4 protein-coding genes are annotated in these 2336 nt (G+C 61.4%); 2 read left to right on the forward strand and 2 right to left on the reverse strand.

The features are described from left to right. Positions 1-80: 80 nt before the first annotated feature. A complete protein-coding gene (locus JMF90_RS33775; RefSeq protein WP_011549059.1) occupies positions 81-272 on the reverse strand; it encodes a Flp family type IVb pilin in 192 nt (63 codons plus the stop codon). A 139-nt stretch (positions 273-411) separates the two neighbouring features. Beyond that, positions 412-603, reverse strand: coding sequence for a Flp family type IVb pilin (locus tag JMF90_RS33780; protein WP_011549060.1), 192 nt, complete (start codon positions 601-603; stop codon positions 412-414). Between the two features lie 171 nt (positions 604-774). Between JMF90_RS33780 and JMF90_RS33785 the strand changes: the two genes are divergently transcribed. Together JMF90_RS33785 and JMF90_RS33790 are read left to right on the forward strand one after the other, a co-directional pair. Next, the gene (locus JMF90_RS33785) at positions 775-1116 is read left to right on the forward strand and encodes a hypothetical protein (protein ID WP_125381216.1); all 342 of its coding nucleotides are present in this window, start codon (positions 775-777) and stop codon (positions 1114-1116) included. Positions 1117-1652: 536 nt separating this feature from the next. Then, positions 1653-2336 (forward strand): glycosyltransferase family 87 protein (locus JMF90_RS33790; protein WP_201326051.1); only part of this gene is annotated, 684 nt, incomplete at its 3' end.

Consider the following 2336-nt stretch of genomic DNA (forward strand, 5'->3'; position numbering starts at 1 on the left):
CGGTCTCCGGTTTCCGGTTGACGGAATCGCCGGGGACGGCTCGAACGCTGCACCAGCCGAGCCGTCCGCGGCACGGTCCATCAGATGGCTGCGACCGCCGAATCGAGGTCGTCCGCGATCGTGGTGAACACGGTCTTGAGGTCCTTGCCGACCGTCGACAGCGCGGCAATGATGCCGATGGCGATCAGCGCGGCGATCAGGCCGTATTCGATGGCCGTCACACCGTCTTCATCGCGGACGAAACGGCCGACTTGTTGAATGAACTTGGACATGATGATCTCCTTGCGTAGTCACTTTCGAAGCCTGGCGCGCCGGCTGGATCGGATGATCCGGCATCGATACGTCGAGGCAGGTTGTTGATGCCGTGTGGTGCCGACGAACAATCCGGAGGGTCGTTCGTCGTACCGTTCGTCAAATGGCTGCTACGACCGAATCCAGATCGTCGGCGACCGTGTTGAAGACGGTCTTCAGATCCGTACCGACCGTCGTCAGCGCACCGACGATGCCGATCGCGATCAGCGCGGCGATCAGGCCGTATTCGATGGCCGTCACACCGTCCTGATCCTCGACGAACCAGGCGATCTTTTCGATGATTCTCGACATGAGCACTCTCCTTTCGGACTGCTATGAAATACCCTTCGTCGGTCAGGACGTCGGGGGCTGGCACCACCGGCACTACTCTGGAAATCGGCAACCGACGATCAGTCGCGGAAACGGGGTGGACCACCCCGGTCCGTGCGAACGGATATCGGCGAGACGGAGCATGAGAGACGCGTGTACGGTTCGACCGGCCGGATGAACCGGGCGAGTCGAGCGACCGGAACGGCACGACTGCCGTTCGACGCATGGAATTCGGTTGAACGAGAGATGAACTCCCGGCAAAGCTGCAATGTGTCTTTAACGCGGCTTGCGATCCGCGATGTGCTGTGGTCGTTCATTTTTATTCCCCATGTACCGCCATGCCGATTTCTTATTGCCCGGAAGCTATCGGGTCTCGTTGGTCGTTCGACGACGGTTGCCGCGGTTGATCGACCTGGAGCGGCGTATTCCCCGACGCGCTCCGGCCCGTCTTTTCCGCAGGTGATTCGCGAGCCGGTTCCTCTGCTGTTTGCCTGAACCGCCCGGTCGTCACGTCGTCGACTGCCGTGCCAACGCTTACGCAAAGAGCGGACCATCCCGGGCGGAATCGAGGCGCACCAAGGGTTCCGGCGATCCACACGGCCGCCCGTCAAACGCCCGGCAGCCGAAATGTTTCAACTTTGATATATGCGGTGCCGGCGAATGCAGCCGGCATGAAACGCCGTCGCCGCGCTGCACAAAGGGCCTAAAAAATTTTCTCGGGATTTTCCCGAACCCCGCGAGCCGCTCGGGCGTCGCGGGTCCGGCGGCACGCACAGCCGGTAAAAATCGCGGAATGTTTCAGGCCAGAAACACGAATCCCGGTAATGGCGTTTTCTCATACCAGAAATGGCGGTTTTCACCCGAATCGCTGAACACATTCAATGTCGGCCGACCGTGCGCGGTTTGCATCACGCGATTTTTTCTTCAACAATGAATTCACGGACAACGCCATTTCAGAGCGATCGATCCGCAGGCACGACAACATCAAACGGCTGCGACAGACCACGCGGCCACACGACAGACGGGGCATCATGTACACAGCCAATCGTGGAACGCGCGATCGCGCAATACGCTGTGCTCAATGGCTAACGGCGGACCGGATCATTCCGTACAGCTGCATCATGCTGATGCTCTTCGCTGCGCTGGTGATCGTCTGGGGCGTCGTCACCAACGGCTTCACGTCGAACGCCACGGCCCGCCCCGGCACCGACTTCTCGGTCTTCTGGACCGCATCGCATCTCGTGTTGCAAGGCCATGCCGCATCGGCCTACGACGCTTCGTCATTCGTGCAGGCCGAGTTCGCGCACTTCGGTGCGTTTCTCCAACACCGGCCGCTTCCCTGGCTCTATCCGCCGACGATGCTGCTGTTCATCGCGCCGGTTGCCCTCGTGCCTTTCCTGCCCGCTTACTTCCTCTTTTTCGCGGGCAGTCTTTTATGCTACGCGCTCGCCGTCTCGCGGTTGTCGGGACTGCGTGCGCATCTTCCCGTGCCGCGCGCCGCGATGGTGGTCGTCATCGCGTATTCGGCGGTGTGCATGTCCGCGCTGTTCGGTCAGAACAGCATCCTGACCGCCGGCCTCGCGGCACTCGCGCTGCATCTGCTCGGCAAGCGTCCGGTGCTCGCGGGCGTGCTGATCGGGCTGCTCGCGATCAAGCCTCAGCTCGCGGTCGTGTTCCCGTTCGTGCTGATCGCGACGCGTGCGTGGCGCACCTTC

Source organism: Burkholderia sp. E168m23 (genome assembly GCF_016586125.1).
In the GTDB taxonomy this organism is placed as follows: Bacteria; Pseudomonadota; Gammaproteobacteria; order Burkholderiales; family Burkholderiaceae; genus Burkholderia; species Burkholderia orbicola.

Bases quoted from the DNA above. Each gene is read 5' to 3' on its own strand.
- JMF90_RS33775 (WP_011549059.1), bottom strand. From the start codon at position 272: ATGTCCAAGTTCATTCAACAAGTCGGCCGTTTCGTCCGCGATGAAGAC.
- JMF90_RS33780 (WP_011549060.1), bottom strand. From the start codon at position 603: ATGTCGAGAATCATCGAAAAGATCGCCTGGTTCGTCGAGGATCAGGAC.